10 protein-coding genes and 1 tRNA gene are annotated in these 14,548 nt (G+C 57.8%); 1 reads left to right on the top strand and 10 read right to left on the bottom strand.

Annotated elements, in window-relative coordinates; all coding sequences use genetic code 11:
* Positions 1 to 26 precede the first annotated feature (26 nt).
* From rpoC to rplJ, 4 genes are all read right to left on the bottom strand, one after another.
* Complete coding sequence (rpoC, locus tag J5Y17_RS13355) at positions 27 to 4,271, bottom strand: DNA-directed RNA polymerase subunit beta' (protein WP_219785758.1); 4,245 nt, start codon at positions 4,269 to 4,271, stop codon at positions 27 to 29.
* 55 nt (positions 4,272 to 4,326) lie between these two features.
* Positions 4,327 to 8,463: a DNA-directed RNA polymerase subunit beta gene (gene rpoB, locus J5Y17_RS13350; RefSeq protein WP_219785757.1), complete on the bottom strand. Its 4,137-nt coding sequence runs from the start codon at positions 8,461 to 8,463 to the stop codon at positions 4,327 to 4,329.
* Positions 8,464 to 8,717: 254 nt separating this feature from the next.
* Positions 8,718 to 9,092: a 50S ribosomal protein L7/L12 gene (gene rplL / locus J5Y17_RS13345; RefSeq protein WP_219785756.1), complete on the bottom strand. Its 375-nt coding sequence runs from the start codon at positions 9,090 to 9,092 to the stop codon at positions 8,718 to 8,720.
* Positions 9,093 to 9,164: 72 nt separating this feature from the next.
* Complete coding sequence (rplJ, locus tag J5Y17_RS13340) at positions 9,165 to 9,677, bottom strand: 50S ribosomal protein L10 (RefSeq protein WP_219785755.1); 513 nt, start codon at positions 9,675 to 9,677, stop codon at positions 9,165 to 9,167.
* A 466-nt stretch (positions 9,678 to 10,143) separates the two neighbouring features.
* Between rplJ and J5Y17_RS13335 the strand changes: the two genes are divergently transcribed.
* A complete protein-coding gene (locus tag J5Y17_RS13335) occupies positions 10,144 to 10,545 on the top strand; it encodes a hypothetical protein (RefSeq protein WP_219785754.1) in 402 nt (133 codons plus the stop codon).
* A gap of 52 nt (positions 10,546 to 10,597) precedes the next feature.
* On the opposite strand, the gene rplA is transcribed toward J5Y17_RS13335, so the two are convergent.
* The 6 genes from rplA to tuf form a co-directional block, all read right to left on the bottom strand.
* The gene (rplA, locus tag J5Y17_RS13330; protein WP_219785753.1) at positions 10,598 to 11,296 is read right to left on the bottom strand and encodes a 50S ribosomal protein L1; all 699 of its coding nucleotides are present in this window, start codon (positions 11,294 to 11,296) and stop codon (positions 10,598 to 10,600) included.
* Complete coding sequence (rplK, locus tag J5Y17_RS13325) at positions 11,296 to 11,745, bottom strand: 50S ribosomal protein L11 (RefSeq protein WP_219785752.1); 450 nt, start codon at positions 11,743 to 11,745, stop codon at positions 11,296 to 11,298. The genes rplA and rplK overlap by 1 nt, the downstream gene beginning before the upstream one ends.
* Positions 11,746 to 11,865: 120 nt before the next feature.
* On the bottom strand, positions 11,866 to 12,405 hold the full coding sequence (gene nusG, locus J5Y17_RS13320) for a transcription termination/antitermination protein NusG (RefSeq protein WP_219785751.1): 540 nt from the start codon (positions 12,403 to 12,405) through the stop codon (positions 11,866 to 11,868).
* A 243-nt stretch (positions 12,406 to 12,648) separates the two neighbouring features.
* The gene (gene secE / locus J5Y17_RS13315) at positions 12,649 to 12,849 is read right to left on the bottom strand and encodes a preprotein translocase subunit SecE (protein ID WP_219785750.1); all 201 of its coding nucleotides are present in this window, start codon (positions 12,847 to 12,849) and stop codon (positions 12,649 to 12,651) included.
* A 107-nt stretch (positions 12,850 to 12,956) separates the two neighbouring features.
* Positions 12,957 to 13,032: transfer RNA gene (locus J5Y17_RS13310), tRNA-Trp, on the bottom strand.
* A gap of 339 nt (positions 13,033 to 13,371) precedes the next feature.
* Positions 13,372 to 14,547, bottom strand: coding sequence for an elongation factor Tu (gene tuf / locus J5Y17_RS13305; RefSeq protein WP_219785749.1), 1,176 nt, complete (start codon positions 14,545 to 14,547; stop codon positions 13,372 to 13,374).
* Position 14,548: the final 1 nt, after the last annotated feature.

The following is a 14,548-nucleotide window of genomic DNA, read 5'->3' as shown; positions in this document are numbered from 1 at the left end:
CCTCTCAAGTCTCATATCAGGTCGACTTACTCGTCGGAGCTTTCCGGCGTGTCCACGACCAGCGTATCGTCGCCAAAGCTCGCATCCGCTTCCATCACCGGAGCGGCGAGTTGTGCGGCGGCTTCAGCCTCTGCACGGGCCTCTTCGATCACCACGTTGTCGCGCTCAGCGGCGATGCGGCGGACGCGTTGCGTTGCGCCACCCGTACCGGCCGGGATCAGGCGACCCACGATGATGTTCTCTTTGAGACCCACCAGCTTGTCGCGCTTGCCCTGCACAGACGCCTCGGTGAGCACGCGCGTGGTCTCCTGGAAGGAGGCAGCCGAGATGAAGGACCGCGTTTGCAGCGAGGCCTTGGTGATCCCGAGAAGGATCGGCTGACCTTTCGCCGGGCGGGCACCTTTCGATTCAGCCTTTGCGTTGGCTTCGTCGAACTCGACCTTATCGACCGCTTCGCCTTTGAGCAGAGTGGTGTCCCCAGAGTCGGAGATTTCCCACTTTTGCAGCATCTGGCGCACGATGACTTCGATGTGCTTATCGTTGATCTTCACACCTTGCAGACGATACACGTCCTGCACTTCGTCGATCATGTAGTTGGCGAGAGCCTCGACACCCATGATGGCGAGAATGTCGTGCGGGGCCGGGTTACCATCCATGATGTACTCACCCTTCTGGATGAAGTCACCTTCAGCCACCGGGATGTGTTTGCCTTTCGGCACCATGTATTCGACGGTTTCCTTGGTCTCGTCCGACGGTTCGATCGAGATGCGACGCTTGTTCTTGTAGTCCTTGCCAAAGCGCACGTAACCATCGATTTCGGCGATGATTGCGTGGTCTTTCGGGCGACGGGCTTCGAACAGTTCGGCCACACGCGGCAGACCACCGGTGATGTCCTTGGTCTTCGCACCTTCGCGCGGGATACGCGCAACCACGTCACCGGCCTGAATGTCCTGACCGTCCTCGATGGAGAGAATGGCGTCCACAGACATCAGGTAGGTCACCGGGTTACCCGCTTCGTTGCGCATCGGTTCGCCATCTTCGCCGAGGATCAGGATCTCCGGTTTCAGATCGCCACCACGCGGCACGGAGCGCCAGTCGGTCACGATTTTCTGCGTCATGCCGGTTGCGTCATCGGTCTCGTCACGCACGGACAGGCCCGTGATGAGGTCGACGAATTTCGCTTTACCTGTTTTCTCCGCCATGATCGGAAGCGTGTACGGATCCCACTCAAAGAGTTTCTCGCCGCGGGACACTGTCTTGCCCTCTTCCGCGAACACCTTGGTGCCATAGCCCAATTTGTAGGAGGCACGTTCCACGCCGTTCTCATCAACGATGACGAGCTGCATGTTCCGGCCCATGACGATTTTCTCGCCATGTTTGTTTTCCAACAAGTTGGCCTCACGGAAGACGATCTTGCCTTCCTGGTTGGCTTCCTGGAACGACTGCTGACCACCCTGAGCAACGCCGCCGATGTGGAAGGTCCGCATCGTCAGCTGCGTGCCCGGTTCACCGATGGACTGAGCCGCGATGATGCCGACGGCTTCACCTTGGTTCACCAGCGTACCGCGAGCAAGGTCGCGACCGTAACAGGCCGCACAAACGCCCTCTTCGGCCTCACAGGTCAGCGGGCTGCGGATGCGCATGGAGGCGACACCGGCCGCTTCAATCGCATCAGCTTTGCGCTCATCGATCAACTCGTTCTTGGAGACCAGCACCTCGTCGGTGCCCGGACGCAGAACGTCGTCGGCGGACACACGACCAAGGATACGCTCAGCCAGAGTTGCCACGACCTCACCGTCATTGACGGCAGCTTCTGCGGTCACGGCACGCTCCGTGCCACAGTCGACTTCGCGCACGATGCAGTCCTGTGCCACGTCGACGAGACGACGGGTCAGGTAACCGGAGTTCGCGGTTTTCAAAGCGGTATCCGACAGACCCTTACGGGCACCGTGTGTCGAGTTGAAGTACTCAAGCACGGTCAGACCTTCTTTAAAGTTCGAGATAATCGGCGTTTCGATAATCTCGCCCGACGGTTTTGCCATCAGGCCGCGCATGCCGCCCAGCTGTTTCATCTGGGTCACGGAGCCCCGTGCACCGGAGTGGGCCATCATGTAAACCGAGTTCGGTTCCATTTCTGCACCGTTCTCGTCACGTTTCGCAGCCGAGATGGTGTTCATCATGGCTTCGGTGACTTTGTCGTTACACTTGGCCCAGGCGTCGACGACTTTGTTGTACTTCTCGCCCTGAGTGATCAGGCCGTCCATGTACTGTTGTTCAAAGTCTTTCACCTGATCGCGGGTCGCATCGACGATCGTCCATTTGTTGTCCGGGATCACCATGTCGTCCTTGCCGAACGAAATGCCGGCCTTGAACGCTTCTTTGAAGCCCAAGGACATGATCTGGTCACAGAAGATCACAGACTCTTTCTGACCGCAGTAACGGTAGACGGTGTCGATGACGCGCTGCACGTCTTTCTTCCGCAGAAGCTGGTTCACCAAAGAGAACGGTGCTTTTGCGTTCAGAGGTAGCAGTGTGCCGAGGCGCAGACGGCCCGGGGTCGTCTCGTGACGCTCCCAAACTTCCTGACCATGCTCGTCGATCTGCTTGATCCGTGCGGTGATCTTGGCGTGCAGGTGCACTTCGCCAGCGGTCAGCGCATATTCGACCTCTTCGATGTCGGAGAAGACCATGCCTTCACCCTTCATCCCATCACGCTGCATGGTGATGTAATAAAGGCCCAAGATCATATCCTGCGACGGCACGATGATCGGCGCGCCGTTGGCGGGCGACAGCACGTTGTTCGTGGACATCATCAGAACACGCGCTTCGAGCTGTGCCTCAAGAGACAACGGCACGTGAACAGCCATCTGGTCACCGTCGAAGTCGGCGTTAAAGGCCGAACAGACGAGCGGGTGCAGCTGGATCGCTTTGCCTTCGATCAGCGTGGGTTCGAACGCTTGGATGCCGAGACGGTGCAGCGTCGGCGCACGGTTCAGCATGACCGGGTGCTCGCGGATCACCTCGTCGAGGATGTCCCACACTTCCGGACGTTCTTTTTCCACCAGTTTCTTCGCCTGCTTCACGGTCGAAGACAGACCTTTGGCTTCAAGCCGCGAGTAGATGAACGGCTTGAACAGTTCGAGCGCCATCTTCTTCGGCAGACCACACTGGTGCAGCTTCAGTTCCGGGCCGGTCACGATGACCGAACGACCGGAGAAGTCGACGCGTTTCCCCAAAAGGTTCTGACGGAAACGACCCTGTTTACCTTTCAGCATGTCGGAGAGCGACTTCAGCGGGCGTTTGTTCGCACCGGTGATGACGCGGCCACGACGGCCGTTGTCGAACAGAGCGTCGACAGATTCTTGCAGCATCCGCTTTTCGTTGCGGACGATGATGTCCGGCGCACGCAGTTCGATCAGGCGTTTCAGACGGTTGTTCCGGTTGATCACACGACGGTAGAGATCGTTGAGATCGGAGGTCGCGAAACGGCCACCGTCGAGCGGCACCAGCGGGCGAAGCTCTGGCGGGATCACGGGGATCACGGTCAGGATCATCCACTCCGGGCGGTTGCCGGATTCGAGGAAGGATTCCACGATCTTCAGACGCTTGATGATCTTCTTGGGCTTCAGCTCGCCGGTCGCTTCCTTGAGGTCCTCGCGCAGCTGTTCTGCGGTGGATTCAAGGTCAATGTTCGACAGCATCTTACGGATCGCTTCGGCGCCGATGTCGGCCTCGAAGGCGTCCATGCCGTAGAGGTCTTGCGCGTCCATGTACTCTTCTTCGGTCATCATCTGACCATAGGAGAGGTCCGTCAAACCCGGTTCGATCACCACGTAGTTTTCGAAATACAGCACGCGTTCCAGATCACGCAGCGTCATGTCGAGCATGAGGCCGATCCGGCTCGGGAGCGATTTCAGGAACCAGATGTGCGCGACAGGTGCGGCCAGTTCGATGTGGCCCATGCGCTCGCGACGCACTTTCTGGAGGGTGACTTCAACACCGCATTTCTCGCAGACAACGCCGCGATATTTCATGCGCTTATATTTGCCGCAAAGACATTCGTAGTCTTTGATCGGGCCAAAAATCCGCGCACAGAACAGACCGTCACGCTCCGGCTTGAAGGTCCGGTAGTTGATGGTCTCGGGCTTTTTGATCTCCCCGTAGGACCACGACAGGATGCGCTCCGGGGACGCCAGAGAGACCTTGATCTCGTCAAACGTCGACGGTTGCGCCAGCGGGTTGAACGGGTTGGTTGTGAGTTCCTGGTTCATCTTGTGAGTTCCTCAGATTGTCTCGGAAAGGGAGGGAGGGTAAAGGCCGAAGCCCTTACTCCTCACCCTCCGAGTCCAGGAGTTCCATGTTGAGGCCGAGGCCGCGGACTTCTTTGACAAGCACGTTGAAGGATTCCGGCACGCCGGCTTCAAAGTTGTCTTCGCCCTTGACGATCGACTCGTAGACTTTCGCACGACCGGCCACGTCATCCGACTTGACCGTGAGCATTTCCTGCAGGGTGTAGGCGGCACCGTAAGCTTCGAGAGCCCAGACCTCCATCTCCCCGAAACGCTGACCACCGAACTGCGCCTTACCACCGAGCGGCTGCTGGGTGACGAGCGAGTACGGACCCGTGGAACGGGCGTGGATCTTGTCATCGACGAGGTGGTGAAGTTTCAGCATGTACTTCTTACCAACCGTCACCTTACGGGCGAATTGCTCACCGGTGCGACCGTCGAAGAGAACGGACTGACCGGATGTGTCGAAACCGGCACGGCGCAGAGCGTCGTTGATGTCGGCCTCTTTCGCACCGTCGAAGACCGGAGTCGCGATCGGCACACCGTTGACGATGTTCGATGCTGCCTCGATGAGAAGCTCGTCGTCCATGCCGGCGATGCCCTCTTCGTAGACTTCTTCGCCATAGACGAATTTCATAGCATCGCGCACCGGGGTCATGTCACCCGAACGACGGTATTCTGCCAGAGCGTCATCCACATGAATACCCAGACCGCGCGCGGCCCAGCCCATGTGAATTTCGAGGATCTGACCGACGTTCATACGCGACGGCACACCCAGCGGGTTGAGACAGAAGTCGACCGGCGTACCATCGGCGAGGAACGGCATGTCTTCCATCGGAACGACGCGCGAGACCACACCTTTGTTGCCGTGACGACCAGCCATCTTATCACCCGGCTGAAGCTTGCGCTTCACGGCGATGAAGACTTTGACCATTTTCATCACGCCCGGCGGCAGGTCGTCGCCACGACGGACTTTCTCGACCTTGTCTTCGAAACGGTGCTCAAGCGCACGTTTCTGAGCCTCATACTGAGCGTTCAGCGCCTCAACGATGGTTGCATCGTCCTCGTCTTCGAGGGCGAGTTGCCACCACTGACCGCGGGACAGCATGCCCAGCAGTTCGTCATCGACAGTCACACCGGCTTTGACGCCTTTCGGACCTTTCGCGATCACTTTGCCCATGATCAGGTCTTTCAGACGCGCGTAGATGTTGCGGTCCAGAATGGCCATCTCGTCGTCGCGGTCACGCGCCAGACGTTCGATTTCCTCACGTTCGATTTGCAGCGAACGCTCGTCTTTTTCGACGCCGTGACGGTTGAACACGCGGACTTCCACGACCGTACCGTAGTCACCCGGCTTCACACGCAGCGAGGTGTCACGCACGTCGGAGGCTTTCTCACCGAAGATGGCGCGCAGGAGTTTCTCCTCCGGCGTCATCGGGCTTTCGCCCTTCGGCGTGATTTTACCGACAAGGATGTCACCCGGCTCAACGTGAGCGCCAATGTAGACGATACCGGCTTCGTCGAGGTTGCGCAGAGCTTCCTCGCCGACGTTCGGGATGTCGCGGGTGATCTCTTCCGGCCCGAGCTTCGTGTCACGAGCGGCGACTTCGAATTCCTCGATGTGCACCGAGGTGAAGACGTCGTCACGCGCGATGCGCTCGGAGATCAGGATGGAATCCTCGTAGTTGTAGCCGTTCCACGGCATGAAGGCGACGATGATGTTTTTACCGAGCGCCAATTCACCCATATCGGTGGACGGGCCGTCGGCGATCACTTCGCCCTTCTCGACCGTCTGACCCACTTTCACCAGCGGACGCTGGTTGATGCAGGTGTTCTGGTTCGAGCGCTGGAATTTGCGCAGACCGTAGATGTCCACGCCCGCGTCGCCCAACTCAAGGTCAGACGTGGCGCGGATCACGATCCGGGTCGCGTCGACCTGGTCGATGATACCCGCACGCTTCGCCTGAATGGCGGCGCCGGAGTCGATGGCGACCTTGGCTTCCATGCCGGTGCCGACGAGCGGCGCCTCGGCACGCAGAAGCGGCACGGCCTGACGTTGCATGTTCGCACCCATCAGAGCGCGGTTGGCGTCGTCGTTTTCCAGGAACGGAATAAGAGCCGCACCCACGGAGACCAGCTGTTTCGGCGACACGTCGATCAGGTCGACGTTAAGCGGCGGGTTCAGCGCGTGTTCACCGGACTGTCGGGTGGACACGAGATCGTTCACAAAACGGCCTTCTTCGTCGAGCGTCGCGTTGGCCTGAGCCACAGTGTGACGCATCTCTTCGGTGGCGGACATGTATTGCACGTCATCCGTCACCTGACCCTCGATCACCTTACGGTAGGGGGTTTCGATGAAGCCGTATTTGTTCACGCGGGCAAAGGTGGCCAGCGAGTTGATCAGACCGATGTTCGGACCTTCCGGAGTTTCGATCGGGCACATACGACCGTAGTGGGTCACGTGCACGTCGCGGACCTCAAAGCCAGCGCGTTCACGGGTCAGACCGCCCGGCCCAAGTGCCGAAAGACGACGCTTGTGCGTCACTTCGGAGAGCGGGTTGGTTTGGTCCATGAACTGCGACAGCTGCGAGGAGCCGAAGAATTCGCGCACGGCGGCGGCGGCCGGTTTCGCGTTGATCAGATCTTGCGGCATGACGGTGTCGATCTCGACGGAGGACATCCGCTCTTTGATCGCACGTTCCATACGCAGGAGACCCACGCGGTACTGGTTTTCCATCAGCTCGCCAACGGAGCGCACACGACGGTTGCCGAGGTGGTCGATGTCGTCCACGTCGCCATGGCCATCACGCAGCTCGACGAGCGCCTTGATGCAGGACACGATGTCCTCTCGGCGCAGCGTGCGGTGCGTATCCGGGGCGTCGAGATCGAGACGCATGTTCATCTTCACGCGGCCCACCGCGGAAAGATCGTAACGCTCGGAGTCGAAGAACAGGCTGTCGAACAGGGTGCTTGCTGCCTCAACGGTCGGCGGCTCGCCCGGACGCATGACGCGGTAGATGTCCATGAGCGCGGTTTCGCGGTTCATGTTCTTGTCTGCAGCCATCGTGTTGCGGATGTACGGGCCAACGTTCACGCCATCGATGTCGAGAACCGGAATCTCGGTGATGCCAGCGTCCAGCAGCTCTTTCAGGGAGCCGCCGATGACGTCGCCGTCTTTGTCCATCTCAAGGGTCAGCTCATCGCCAGCCTCGACATAGATCGCGCCGTTCTCTTCGTTGATGATGTCTTTCGCGACGAATTTGCCGATGATGTGCTCGTAGGGCACGAGCAGCTCGGTGATCTCGCCAGCGTCGATGATTTTCTTCACCGCGCGCGGGGTCATCTTGTCGCCCGCTTTACAGATCACTTCGCCAGTGGCCGCGTCGACGAGGTCATAGGTCGGACGGGTGCCGCGCACACGCTCCGGGAAGAACTTGGTCACCCAACCTTTGTTCTTCTCAAGCTTGAACTCGACAGTGTTGTAATAAGCGTCGCAGATCGCTTCCTGGTCGAGACCAAGCGCGTAGAGCAGCGTCGTGACAGGCAGTTTGCGGCGACGGTCGATACGGGCGAACACGATGTCTTTCGCATCGAATTCGAAGTCCAGCCAGGAGCCGCGGTAGGGAATGATGCGGCAGGCGAACAGCAGTTTGCCCGAAGAGTGGGTTTTACCTTTGTCGTGGTCAAAGAACACGCCCGGCGAACGGTGCATCTGAGACACGATCACGCGCTCAGTGCCGTTCACCACAAAGGTGCCGTTCGGCGTCATCAGAGGCATGTCGCCCATGAACACGTCTTGTTCTTTGATGTCCTTGACGGATTTCGCACCGGTGTCTTCATCCACATCGAACACGATGAGACGGAGCGTCACCTTGAGCGGCGCGGAATAGGTCATGTCGCGCTGCTGACATTCCTCGACGTCGTATTTCGGGGTTTCCAGTTCGTATTTCACGAACTCGAGCACGGCAGTTTCGTTGAAATCCTTGATCGGGAAAACCGACTGGAACACGCCTTTGATGCCTTCGCCGTCTTGCGGCTCGGATGCATCACCGGATTTCAGGAAAAGATCGTAAGAAGATTTTTGAACCTCGATGAGGTTCGGCATTTCAAGCACTTCGCGGATTTTGCCGTAATACTTGCGGAGCCGTTTCTGGCCGAGGAAGGACGATGCCATAAGCGTCTATACCTTTCGAATTTTCGCGAGCGACGTCTACCGTTGGGCGCCGGCAGATGTGCCCTGACGAAACAGAGAGTTCGGTCTATTCCTGCCCCCGTCCCAAAGGGGGCTCCCGACCTTTGAACCTCTCCTGAGAAAAGACCCTTTATGTAACGCTTTCGCGAAAGGCCCTTTCTAAGACAGGTTAAGCTGGACCCAAGATTGCTTGGGTCCAGCCATTATTTTGTGTGGCCCGAAAGGACCAAAGGCGATTAGGCCAGCTCGACAGTCGCGCCAGCTGCTTCCAGCTTGCCTTTGATGTCTTCAGCTTCAGCTTTGTCGACGCCTTCTTTGATTTTGCCGCCAGCTTCAACGAGCTCTTTGGCTTCTTTGAGGCCCAGGCCGGTGATGCCGCGGACTTCTTTGATGACGTTGATTTTGGAAGCGCCAGCGTCTTTGAGAACGACGTCGAATTCGGTCTTCTCTTCAGCAGCTGCACCAGCTTCAGCAGCCGGGCCAGCCATCATGACAGCGCCGCCAGCAGCGGGCTCGATGCCGTATTCTTCTTTGAGGATTTCTTTCAGCTCTTGAGCTTCGAGAAGGGTGAGACCAACGATCTCTTCTGCAAGTTTCTTCAGATCAGCCATTGTACTGTTTCCGTTCGTTTTAAGTGTGTTCCAACGTGAGGTGTTTCAACCCACGCAGGTGCATAAGGATGCTTAGGCAGCCTTTTCCTCGATGGTGGAAAGGATGCCCGCGATGTTCGAAGCGGGTGCGCCAATTGCGCCTGCGATGTTGGATGCCGGTGCGCCGATGCAGCCCACGATTTGAGCAAGAAGCTCTTCGCGAGACGGCATTTTGGACACACGGGTCACACCGTTGGCGTCAAGACCTTCGCCGCCCATTGCGCCACCGAGAATCTGCAGTTTCTCGTTTTCTTTGGCGTAATCCACGACCACTTTCGCTGCTGCGACAGGGTCTTCGGAATAGGCGAGAACGGTCATGCCATTGAGAAGATCGCTGATCGGTTCGTTCGGCGTTCCTTCAAGGGCGATTTTGGCGAGCCGGTTCTTGGCAACGCGAACTGCACCACCTGCGTCACGCATTTTCGCGCGCAGATCCTGCATTTCAGCAACCGTAAGACCTGCGTAGTGTGCAACCACGACCACGCCAGAGCTTTCAAAGATCTGACCGAGCTCGTCGATCACCTTTTCTTTTTGTGCTCTATCCACAGTTTTACTCCAAGTATGGGAGGGTCGCCCCTCCCGGCTCAATTCTACCTCTGCCACATGGCATCGGCTCGAAGTCCGTATACGGGGCTGCGCCAAAGTCGCCCGAGGAATACCGCTAAGGGAATGCCTTGGAAACTTATCGTCTTTCCCGTCTCAGGCAGGAATTATGCCAGCCAGATCGCTGACACCCACCGTCTAGGACGAAACGCAAAACAGCGCACGACGAATCGCACGCTGGGATGCAAGAGGGTGTTTAGAGGGGATTAATGGAGAGTGCAAGGGGATGAATGTTTCCGCTACAATCAAGCGGAAGCTTCACGCACACAGTTAGGGAAATACTTGAAAGAGACACATAACAATTACTGTCGGCTTCGACTATCTGGCATTTCAAAATGCGAAAGGCTTTTATGAAGCCGCACAAATTGCACCCACTGGCTACCATCGGGAACATGTGAGATCAGCCCTTATGGCTTTCGCCATCGAAGTCTTTCTAAAATCTCTTTGCATGAAGCGTGAACTCAAACAGGTACTAAAACAAACCGCACCAACCACTTTTGAAATTAGTGATGAAGAATCCTACTGTGAAACAGCCCCGCCGAAAGGCGGACATGATGTCGGAAAAGTCTTCAAAAATCTGCCACAGAATGTTCGCGAGAGACTTCAGGCACAATACCTTGACCAGACAGGCCGATCGCTTCTTGAAGACCTTCTAGAAATTGGACCACTCTTCGCATCACTTCGATATTTGCATGAGCTACACAACTTCACATACCAACCACATCAAATAGAGGAAATTGCAAAATTTCTCTGCGAGCAGATCGAGAGCGACAAGTGGTATTCACAGCAAATCGGCATTGATGCTCGATAGCAAAAGGCGCCCCTCTCGGAGCGCCTTTCAAATCTCATACTAAGCCTAAAGCTCAGTTGCCAGTCGCGGAGTCCACGGAGATGGACACGCCCGGACCCATGGTCGAAGACACGGAGACCTTCTTCATGTAGGTGCCTTTGGCGCCGGTCGGTTTGGCTTTCTGAACGGCATCCACGAAAGCGCGGATGTTTTCGGCCAGTTTGGCAGCATCGAAGGACGCTTTGCCAACGCCACAGTGCACAACACCGGCTTTTTCAGCCTTGAACTGCACTTCGCCGCCTTTGGCAGCTTCAACAGCCGCTTTGACGTCCATGGTCACGGTGCCGACTTTGGGGTTCGGCATCAGGTTGCGCGGGCCGAGGATCTTACCCAGACGGCCAACGATCGGCATCATGTCCGGGGTCGCGATGCAGCGATCGAACTCGATGGTGCCGCCCTGGATGGTTTCCATCAGGTCTTCTGCGCCCACGATGTCTGCGCCAGCAGCGGTTGCTTCGTCAGCCTTCGGGCCACGAGCGAACACTGCAACGCGGACGGTTTTACCCGTGCCGTTCGGCAGGGACACAACGCCGCGGACCATTTGGTCAGCGTGGCGCGGGTCAACACCGAGGTTCAGCGCGATTTCAACGGTCTCGTCGAATTTTGCGGTCGCGTTGGCTTTGATCAGCTCAACAGCTTCCTCGACGGAGATGTTCTCTTTGCCAGCGAAAGCTTCACGGGCAGCAGCGGTACGTTTGCCAAGTTTCGCCATCACTTCACCTCGATGCCCATAGATTTCGCGGAGCCGACGATGATCTGCATTGCGCCTTCGATGTCGTTGGCGTTGAGATCTTTCATCTTGGCCTCTGCAATTTCGCGCACTTGCGCGATGGTGACGGAAGCAACGGTCTCACGACCCGGCAGAGCAGCGCCTTTGGGGCGGTTGCGCTTGCCGACCGGCTTAAGGCCAGCAGCCTTCTTGAGGTAATAAGAAGCCGGCGGCGTCTTGATGTCCATCGAGAAGGATTTGTCGGAGTAGTAGGTGATCACGGTCGGGCACGGTGCGCCGGGCTCCATATCCTGCGTCTTGGCGTTGAACGCCTTACAGAATTCCATGATGTTGATGCCGCGCTGACCCAGCGCCGGACCCACGGGCGGGGACGGGTTCGCTGCACCGGCGGGGACTTGCAGTTTCATCGTACCTGCGAGTTTCTTAGCCATTGGCTTTTCCTTTTCAACTGTCACGAAACGCGTTTCGCGACGACTACGTTGTGTGGTCTGATTTGATCCGCGCGCGGACCGCCTCTCCCACAAGTGATGCCTGAAAAATCAGGCGGTCGCTCAGGCCGTCTTGTTGACCTGAGTGAATTCCAGCTCGACCGGGGTAGCCCTGCCAAAGATCGACACGGAAACCTTGAGACGCTGGTTGGCGTCGTCCACTTCCTCGACCATACCATCGAAGCCCTCGAAGGCGCCCTCGGCCACAGAGACCTGTTCGCCCACCTCGAAGGTGATGGTGCTGCGCGGCGCGTCGGCCTCGGCGCCCTCCTGGACACGGCCCAGGATCGCCTCGACTTCGCTGTCACGCATCGGCATCGGCTTGCCGAAAGAGCCCAGGAACCCGGTCACGCGGTTGATCGAGTTGATCAGGTGATACCCCTGGTCGGTCATCTCCATGCGCACGAGCACATAGCCCGGCATGAAGCGACGCTCGGTCGTCACCTTTTTGCCCCGGCGCACCTCGATGACCTCTTCGGTCGGCACCAGAACTTCTTCGATCTGATCCTGCAGGCCCTTTTCTTCCACGGCCGTTTTGATCGCTTCGGCGATTTTTTTCTCGAAGTTCGAGAGAACGCTCACCGAATACCAACGCTTCGCCATGGTGCCTTTGCCTTTTCATCTCACCGGCCCTTCGGACCGGATGTCGTTAAATTCCAAACGCTTGCGCGCAACTCCCCGCAACAATAAAGCGGCGCGCAACTCGAATCGCTGCACGCCCGTCTGTGAGAGTGCGCCCGCTCTATACGCTCAAGGGCATAAGTTCAACCCTTTAGCCACCCTCCAAGACGACCAAAGCCCCCGCATGTGCGGAGGCTCTTCGTCACGTCCAGCTGTTCTGGGCGATCACCCGAACAGGTTCAGGAACGCTTGCAGGCCATTGCGGATCAGAAGATCGACGAGGAAAAAGAACGTCGCCGTCAAAGAAGCCATAATGAAGACCATCAGCGTGGTCAGCATCACTTCGCGACGCGTCGGCCAAACGATCTTCGACGCCTCAGCGCGCACCTGCTGAATGAACTGAAGCGGATTGGTTTTCGTGGCCATCTTGTCGTCCTGAAGATTTGATTACCCGGCGCAGATACGCGAGCAGCGCGTTAATTTCAAGCCCGACAGCGCATCTCATGCCCAGATCGTGTAAAGATGGGAGGAAATGGCAGGGGCAGCAGGGTTCGAACCCGCGACCTACGGTTTTGGAGACCGTCGCTCTACCAGCTGAGCTATACCCCTAAGGCCGAGGGTGGAGATAGCCAAGCCACGCCACCTTTGCAAGCCCGTTTTCAACGGCGCGCCCAGAATTCCGCAGGTCTTTTCTGTCCTGAGTGCCTGATCCCGCATACGCGGGGCACAGAGACACCCAAAGGCGCCGACTTTCGTGGGGGCATTCTTTGCGTCAATCGCCCCACCTGCGTCTCGCCACTGCATCAAAGGCTAGCCTTTGCGAATGAGAATGAGGCTGACACGAAAACCGTGGGCCCACGTTGATTTGTGCGCCGCCAAATCCAAGCCTCCAAAAGCAAAAGAGGCACCCGAAGGTGCCTCTTTCGTTTTGATCATTAGCAGAGCTAATTAAGCGAGGATTTTGGACACCACGCCCGAACCGACGGTGCGGCCGCCTTCGCGGATGGCGAAGCGAAGACCTTCTTCCATCGCGATCGGAGCGATCAGCTCAACCGTGAATTTCAGGTTGTCGCCCGGCATCACCATCTCGGTGCCTTCCGGAAGAACAACAGTCCCGGTCACGTCCGTCGTACGGAAGTAGAACTGCGGACGGTAGTTCGCGAAGAACGGGGTGTGACGGCCACCTTCTTCCTTGGTCAGAATGTAGACCTCGGATTCGAATTTGGTGTGCGGGTTCACGGAGCCCGGCTTACACAGAACCTGACCACGCTCAACGCCTTCACGGTCCACACCGCGCAGCAGGGCGCCGATGTTGTCGCCAGCTTCACCGCGATCGAGCAGTTTGCGGAACATTTCAACGCCGGTACAGGTCGTTTTCGTGGTGTCTTTGATACCAACGATTTCGATCTCGTCGCCCACGTTGATCACGCCGCGCTCAACACGACCGGTCACAACCGTACCACGGCCGGAAATCGAGAACACGTCTTCGATCGGCATCAGGAACGGCTGGTCGATCGCACGCTCGGGTTCCGGGATGTACGCGTCAACAGCGGCCATCAGCTCTTTGATTTTCTCTTCGCCGATTTCCGGATCGCGGCCTTCCATAGCGGCCAGAGCGGAACCTGCGATGATCGGAATATCGTCGCCCGGGAAGTCGTATTCGGACAGAAGCTCACGGATTTCCATTTCGACGAGCTCGAGGAGCTCTTCGTCGTCAACCTGGTCAACTTTGTTCATGAACACGACCAGAGCCGGCACGCCAACCTGACGCGCAAGCAGGATGTGCTCGCGGGTCTGCGGCATCGGGCCGTCAGCTGCGTTCACAACCAGGATACCGCCGTCCATCTGGGCCGCACCGGTGATCATGTTTTTCACGTAGTCGGCGTGGCCGGGGCAGTCGACGTGTGCGTAGTGACGGTTCTCGGTCTCGTACTCGACGTGTGCGGTCGAGATCGTGATGCCGCGGGCTTTCTCTTCCGGTGCGCCGTCGATCTGGTCGTAGGCTTTGAAGTCACCAAAGTATTTGGTGATCGCTGCCGTCAGGGTGGTTTTACCGTGGTCAACGTGGCCGATCGTGCCGATGTTCACGTGCGGTTTCGAACGCTCAAACTTTTCCTTAGCCATA

It is taken from the genome of Celeribacter sp. PS-C1 (assembly GCF_019429625.1).
In the GTDB taxonomy this organism is placed as follows: domain Bacteria; phylum Pseudomonadota; class Alphaproteobacteria; order Rhodobacterales; family Rhodobacteraceae; genus Celeribacter.
This window is presented reverse-complemented; position numbering and strand designations above follow the sequence as displayed.

What these genes read in the sequence shown, in the direction of transcription:
- rpoC (WP_219785758.1), bottom strand. Translation starts at nt 4,271, where the DNA reads ATGAACCAGGAACTCACAACCAACCCGTTCAACCCGCTGGCGCAACCG.
- rpoB (WP_219785757.1), bottom strand. Translation starts at nt 8,463, where the DNA reads ATGGCATCGTCCTTCCTCGGCCAGAAACGGCTCCGCAAGTATTACGGC.
- rplL (WP_219785756.1), bottom strand. Translation starts at nt 9,092, where the DNA reads ATGGCTGATCTGAAGAAACTTGCAGAAGAGATCGTTGGTCTCACCCTT.
- J5Y17_RS13335 (WP_219785754.1), top strand. Translation starts at nt 10,144, where the DNA reads ATGGCTTTCGCCATCGAAGTCTTTCTAAAATCTCTTTGCATGAAGCGT.
- rplA (WP_219785753.1), bottom strand. Translation starts at nt 11,296, where the DNA reads ATGGCGAAACTTGGCAAACGTACCGCTGCTGCCCGTGAAGCTTTCGCT.
- rplK (WP_219785752.1), bottom strand. Translation starts at nt 11,745, where the DNA reads ATGGCTAAGAAACTCGCAGGTACGATGAAACTGCAAGTCCCCGCCGGT.
- nusG (WP_219785751.1), bottom strand. Translation starts at nt 12,405, where the DNA reads ATGGCGAAGCGTTGGTATTCGGTGAGCGTTCTCTCGAACTTCGAGAAA.
- secE (WP_219785750.1), bottom strand. Translation starts at nt 12,849, where the DNA reads ATGGCCACGAAAACCAATCCGCTTCAGTTCATTCAGCAGGTGCGCGCT.
- tuf (WP_219785749.1), bottom strand. Translation starts at nt 14,547, where the DNA reads ATGGCTAAGGAAAAGTTTGAGCGTTCGAAACCGCACGTGAACATCGGC.